The organism is Pseudochrobactrum algeriensis (assembly GCF_018436245.1).
Taxonomy (GTDB): Bacteria; Pseudomonadota; Alphaproteobacteria; order Rhizobiales; family Rhizobiaceae; genus Pseudochrobactrum; species Pseudochrobactrum saccharolyticum.
On record NZ_CP075361.1, the window covers coordinates 2,991,008 to 2,997,500 of the forward strand.

A 6,493-nucleotide genomic window follows, 5' to 3' on the forward strand; every position below is an offset into this window, starting at 1 on the left:
TAAAATGAGCCAAACACTCCCAGTTTTTTCGATAGATGAAGTACGAAAAGCAAAACTCCTGCTTGCAACCCAAGTATCCACAATGATGGGAAGAAAATTGGAGGAAGGTGATTGGTCAACAGTTTACTGTAAGAGCAAAGATATACCTGATGGTGGGTGGAGTAATTTACATATCGACATTGATTACAAAGGATTGGGCGTCGAACATAAACTTTTACGTTTTGCCAATCTAAATGGACGTACAATAAAGTCTGTGTGTGGAACAACACAAATGCACCCTTCCGCAACACGTTCAATCCGTATCGATGATCTGCTACGTCCGGCAAATGATGTAATGGCTGCTGTTTTTGAGCAATATTCCGAACTTATAGCCACGCGGACGGAACGAGTGCGAACTCATTTTCCAAGCGTCGAGCCTGATATGCGCACAGGCTGGTTATTGTGGGAGAGCTCGCTAACCGAATTTCTTTACTTTGAAGAGCGTATGGTTCCACCGAACCCCGAGCAATATTACGCAGAATGGAATGAGACTACTGCACGTGGGACACGTAAAGCAAGTAAAAGCCTTTGGGTTTATGACAGAGATACGAACCAAAAGCGATTTTCTGTGACTACAAATGCTGGAATAAAAATTCAACCATATTTCGACGTTCCACCACCTAATGATCCAAACTTATATTTTTTTAGGGTACAAAGCGAGCCAGTTGACCTTGATACAATATTCCTGTGGGTTGCATCCTCAACAGCCAAAGCCTTGAAAGCAGAACTCGGTGAACTTACTCGAGAAAGGGTTAGCTTAGCTGTAGCCAAGCTGGTCGAATTAGGTGCGCATAACATTGCTCCATCCGATCCAGAGGAGGATTATGCAGTACCAATACCCATTTCTATTGAAGCCCATATACTTTTGACACGCAGTTGGGAAGGTGTAAGTGATGAGCATTATGCTCAGCTGCTACTGAAATCTTTCGCCAGAAATCAATAATATCCTTAAATTTAATAAAATTATAAATTGCAACACTATTCACTCCATATCGTTTTATTGTTAGTGTTGCAATTTACGACTTACTAAGCTTTGTTAATTATAAATATAAAGTAATATTATCAATGAATATTTTAAACACAGTTCTACATGCTTCAATTGCTATTCTAAGATTTTAATATATTTAGGTGAAAATTGTAGGTATGGCCTCCCGCTTAATCCTACCAATTCAGCTATTCTGGTAAAATAGCTCTTATTCCTTTAACTTACCATAATCCAAAAGCTGCGGTATTATATCGGCGATCAGCTTAATCTCTGGCTCAAATTCCATCAAAAGCTGGCGAAATTTTTTCTCCATTTCATTCGTATCATGCACATCAAAAACTGCGATTGTATTTTCTCTCAAAAATTTTGAATACAGTCTTCCTTCTTCGGTAGCATTACTTTGAAAGTAAATACGATCCATATTAGCATCGTGCGCAGCTGATTTAAGTGCCTCAATAAAGCTCAATCGCAGCTGATAATCTGAGATTGGCCCAACCTCGGCGACCAGTTTTAAATGCCCCCTTGCGCTATCATCGACAGACCATACCTCTACCCAGACAATAACTGGAGAACCAGCCCACCAATTCTCACAGCCAGGCCAAACTCTGTTAGTGCGATCGAGAGCATCAAACCAGTTGCTAGGCAAAAAACTCACAAAGTTTTTAGCAAGCCCCCAGTACATGAGTTGAGCATTGTCAACCTTTACTAAATCACCTCGTTTAACATTATCTCCAAGGACGCGATGTACAGCCAATTGAAAATCAGAGCCTGCCCCATACTCAATTATAAAATCGAGCACCTTTTTATGATCACGATATAATTTACGTGCCAGATTTTCCATTTCTGTGCGTTCTTTGCTCATTCCTGAGAGCTCGTCCAGAATATGTAAATAGTGAGTGAGAAAAGTCATGACTTCAGGCGAAAGAAGATACGCTTCTTGATCAAGATATCGTTTTAAAAATATACATATTTTATCATATCTTATCGAGGTATATTCAGCGTCTTCAGCTATCTCCTTATGAAGCGTCAAGAAAATTCCCCCAATACTTATTTCAAGATTGCCTTCATCGCTCGCATCCTGCACGCGAAATAGCTCGATTATTCGTTCGCGGTACTTTAAAAGCTGACCTTTGTGCTGACGGCTGTGAACTTTATTTTCAATGATAAATGCCCAGCGATTTTTGGGTGACAGTATAAAAATATCAATACTATTCCATTCACAACGCACATCAGCATCGCGCATATCGCTCTGTGAAACCTGCAAGGCATTAGGTCATTTTCCATAGTCACCTCTGATCGCTTCAGGCACAAAGGACTTTAAAAAATGATCACCTAAACCGTGCGTTTCTTTAGGGTTGAGTAGCTATGCAAGTATGGCAGAATGGCGAATTTCCATTCCTTCCATCTTCATGACTTTAATTGGATTGAAGCGATTAATATTAGCCTCAATGATTTGAAGACTATCGTTATTTACAAACAACGCTTCAAGTTCATCGTAAGTTGGTTCGTAACACTTATTCATTATTCACATACAAGCCGAAATATGACCTCACTTGTAGGAAAAAGAGCAATAAATTAGCAAGTCTGTTTTGCATAGTCCTGCACTTTTAGCAGTTACCACGACTTAGTTAATAGGGTGGAACTTTACCGCTCTGCTAGATGATTGTTGTAAGTGCAATCAATTGCACTTTATAACTTGAATACTATAACGCCATCACATACGACTGGTACATAATCGCGGTACACTCTACCTACGCCGTCAAGGAGGGCTTACGCATAACATATTGTATTTATTGAATACGCGGAAACGGGAAACTTCTCCCACCCTCTCCGCCAGTTATTTCTATTAAATCAAATAATTATTGAATGATAATTCACTTTAATTGGCTTGACTTACACTATCTTCCGGCCATTATCAGTCGGAAACCACATTAGCAGTGCGAAGAAGGTCACACTGAAATACGGACTGCGCAGTTACCCATATTCGGATTATAACAACGATAAGTGGCCTTTCCTGCCGCTTTGGCCGCATATAAAGCCGTATCTGCATTCACAAAGACGTCTTGTGCTGAATCACCGGCTACTCTTGCGATACCAATTGATGCTCCGAGCTTCAGGAATTGCTTCTCGAATATGAACGGCTCGCTCAGACAATCAATAATCCGCTGTGCAAATTTTTGAACAGCTTTTATGTCCTGAATTTCACTAGTGATAATGGCAAACTCATCACCACCAATTCTGAATATCTCTTTATAAGAGTGATTAATCGATTTTAGTCGATTACTTATTTCTTTCAAACATTCATCACCTGCGATGTGGCCATATTCATCATTGATCGGCTTGAACCCATCCAAGTCAATTAACAACAGATATCCATGTCCGCTAGCTACTTGATCTCCTTGAATGGCAGATGATAGTTTCACAAGGAATTGGCTTTTGTTCGCTAAACCAGTCATCTGATCATATTCCGCAAGATACATCATATGATCAAATGACAGTTTTTGATCAGTGATATCTTGTTTCATGCCAAAAATCCGAACAGGTATGTCGTTCTGACACTCAATTGATGCCGTAATACGTATCCAGCGGCTCTTACCGCCAAAAGTTATTATTTCAGCTTCCAATGTAAAACCGCTACGCGCAGCAATTGCATCTGAACGTCGCTTCACAAGCTCCGCACGAGAGACTTCAGTATAACAAGCCAAGGTATGAGACCTATCAAGTCGAGTTCCTCGCGGCAATTCAAACAGATCATAGGTATAATCAGACCAAGTCAATTCCTCAGTAGGTAATGCGCACTCCCAAATACCTATTTGTGCAACGATAGAAGACTGACCATATATCTTTTTGTAGTGTGAAAATGTTTGAGCTTGCTCTTTTATAAGCTTCTCTTTTTCAGCCAACTCTTGCTTTAAACGCTTGATTTCTTTCTGAAGTTGGCTCGGCATAAAAAGTCCTACTGCTTGTTACAGCTGAAATTATAAATAATCATAACTTCTAAATTATTAAACTTCCAAAAACATACTTCAGCATGAACCTTTCTAGGTCACGCAATACAAAGGCATGTGAAGTAAGTTACCGTGAATCGGTGACATTGCGAAGAAGAGCACGACACGTAAATAGATGACATTAACGTGCCTATAGCGGCAGAAGAAGTTTTACCTTTATTTCCTTCGCTTGCTGGCGCTGCACCATCGAGCATAAAGTGGTAGATTGTCACCATTTTATGCATTCAAAATACTCAAGCGGAACATTGCTCATGCCGGTATGTTTTTATTCAGGTTGTATTCGGACGCCTATCGGTGAGCTGACCGTTATTGTGAATGATCAGGGCGCGGTTATGCGCCTTGATTTTGAGAATGACAGTCGTGTTCATTCAGCTACTACACAAATCCCTGTTACACAGCATGATGATGCAGCTGTGCGCCATGTCGCGGAACAGATACATCAGTATTTCGCACGAGAGAGACGTCATTTCGATCTTACACTAGCACCACTTGGCACGCCTTTTCTGAAGGCTGCCTGGCAGGAGCTTGCAAAAGTACCTTATGGTACAGTTGTCACCTATGGTGAACTTGCAGAACGTGCCGGTCATCGCGGCTCTGCCCGTGCCTTTGGCCGCGTGAATGCGATTAATCCGATTTCGATTATTGTTCCCTGCCACCGCGTCATCGGTGCCAATGGTCAGCTAACAGGCTTTAGCGGTGGCCTAGCCAAGAAGGAGGCACTGTTGCGTCTGGAAGGTAGCCTTTATCAGGAACGCTTACTCTAACTGCGTGAGTAGAGCTTCCCCTCATCCCCACTTAAGCGATTGAGGTGAAGCCCCTTATAGCCGTCGCTTGTCTATCGACTTTAGGCAGCACGGTCTGCTGCGAGAACTATGCTTGGTTTAGTAGAGTTATTGTATTTCGGATGTTTTATGAGGGGATTTTGGTTTCGGTTTTGGCTTTGTTCCGTTCGTCGTGCAATCAATATTGTATCGCTTGCTTTTCCTCCTCCGCCTTCCGGTTATGGGGCTGATGAGGTGAGAGCGTATAGAAACCGATTGATTATCGATTTTAGCTCGAACGGGCTGGTCCCGGATGCATTGGCACGCCTATTGGAATGGCGTCTGGATCGTAGCTTTATTGCTTTGAGGGGATTTGGTTGCGGGGGCAGGATTTGTGGTTTTGTATCCCGCTTAGTCGGCTTTGCCTCCTTGCGGGCCCCTGACTAGGCTTAAAATCTACGACCCGTTACCAAAAAAAATCCCGCTCAAAGAGCGGGCTGTTTGTTTGGTTGCGGGGGCAGGATTTGAACCTGCGGCCTTCAGGTTATGAGCCTGACGAGCTACCGGGCTGCTCCACCCCGCGTCAAAGTTAGTACAAGCCTTTGAGGCCCGGGAGCGAAGTCAGCCTCTTTTTCAGGTTATGGGCCTGATGAGGTGAGGCCGTATAGCAATCGATTGATTATCGATTGTAGGCCGAACGGGCGCTCCACCCTAGATATATGATCGCTTAAGATTTGCTTTGAAGATTGTCTTATCGGTAAGCGATTGATTTGCGCGTTTAGCGCTGAATGTTTGAGAAGATGTTTTGATTTCTGTGCCTTTTGCAGACCTGGCAGCGACCTACTCTCCCGTGTCTTAAGACAAAGTACCATCGGCGCTGGAGCGTTTCACGGCCGAGTTCGGAATGGGATCGGGTGCAGCCGCTCCGCCATAACCACCAGGTCAGCAAAGGGCACAGAAACAAATAAGAAGCTGGGTTTTTCGTGCATAAGATCTTAGCGCCTCGGTCACGAACACACAGTGTTCGCAAGTGCGACCGCACGTCGGCCACTTTTGGCCGCCCTCGCGGAGGATCAGCAGCTTTAGCTGCGTACGATCCGTGAGCGCTAGTCTAATTCTATCAAACTCATCCATTGGATGAGCTTGATGGATATTGATAATGAGAACAATCAAGTCGATCGAGCTATTAGTACCGGTCAGCTGCATGCATTACTGCACTTCCACATCCGGCCTATCAACGTGGTGGTCTTCCACGGCTCTGATAGGGAATACTCGTTTTAAGGTTAGTTTCCCGCTTAGATGCCTTCAGCGGTTATCTAGTCCGTATATAGCTACTCTGCTATGCCGTTGGCACGACAACAGATCCACCAGAGATACGTCCATCCCGGTCCTCTCGTACTAGGGACAGATCCTTTCAATATTCCTACACCCACGGCAGATAGGGACCGAACTGTCTCACGACGTTCTGAACCCAACTCACGTACCGCTTTAAATGGCGAACAGCCATACCCTTGGGACCTGCTCCAGCCCCAGGATGCGATGAGTCGACATCGAGGTGCCAAACAACCCCGTCGATATGGACTCTTGGGGGTCATCAGCCTGTTATCCCCGGCGTACCTTTTATCCGTTGAGCGATGGCCCTTCCACACGGGACCACCGGATCACTATGACCGACTTTCGTCTCTGCTCGACTTGTCTGT

4 protein-coding genes, 1 tRNA gene and 2 rRNA genes (1 of these 7 only partly in view) are annotated in these 6,493 nt (G+C 43.8%); 2 read left to right on the top strand and 5 right to left on the bottom strand.

The features are described 5' to 3' along the window. The first annotated feature begins 4 nt into the window (after window positions 1-4). Window positions 5-982, top strand: coding sequence for a hypothetical protein (locus KHQ09_RS15870; protein ID WP_213599218.1), 978 nt, complete (start codon window positions 5-7; stop codon window positions 980-982). A 250-nt stretch (window positions 983-1,232) separates the two neighbouring features. On the opposite strand, the gene KHQ09_RS15875 is transcribed toward KHQ09_RS15870, so the two are convergent. Both KHQ09_RS15875 and KHQ09_RS15880 read right to left on the bottom strand, forming a co-directional pair. Next, window positions 1,233-2,267 carry a PD-(D/E)XK nuclease family protein gene (locus tag KHQ09_RS15875; protein WP_213599220.1) on the bottom strand — a complete coding sequence of 345 codons (1,035 nt, stop codon included), beginning with the start codon at window positions 2,265-2,267 and terminating at the stop codon, window positions 1,233-1,235. A 706-nt stretch (window positions 2,268-2,973) separates the two neighbouring features. Then, complete coding sequence (locus KHQ09_RS15880) at window positions 2,974-3,972, bottom strand: diguanylate cyclase domain-containing protein (protein ID WP_213599222.1); 999 nt, start codon at window positions 3,970-3,972, stop codon at window positions 2,974-2,976. Between the two features lie 311 nt (window positions 3,973-4,283). Here KHQ09_RS15880 and KHQ09_RS15885 point away from each other — a divergent pair, with 311 nt between their 5' ends. Continuing rightward, window positions 4,284-4,796 carry a methylated-DNA--[protein]-cysteine S-methyltransferase gene (locus tag KHQ09_RS15885; RefSeq protein WP_213599224.1) on the top strand — a complete coding sequence of 171 codons (513 nt, stop codon included), beginning with the start codon at window positions 4,284-4,286 and terminating at the stop codon, window positions 4,794-4,796. 503 nt (window positions 4,797-5,299) lie between these two features. Here KHQ09_RS15885 and KHQ09_RS15890 read toward each other — a convergent pair. The 3 genes from KHQ09_RS15890 to KHQ09_RS15900 form a co-directional block, all read right to left on the bottom strand. Continuing rightward, window positions 5,300-5,376: transfer RNA gene (locus KHQ09_RS15890), tRNA-Met, on the bottom strand. A gap of 244 nt (window positions 5,377-5,620) precedes the next feature. Next, window positions 5,621-5,735: ribosomal RNA gene (rrf, locus tag KHQ09_RS15895) — 5S ribosomal RNA — on the bottom strand. Window positions 5,736-5,958: 223 nt separating this feature from the next. Continuing rightward, window positions 5,959-6,493 (bottom strand): 23S ribosomal RNA (locus KHQ09_RS15900) (it continues 2,273 nt past the right edge of the window).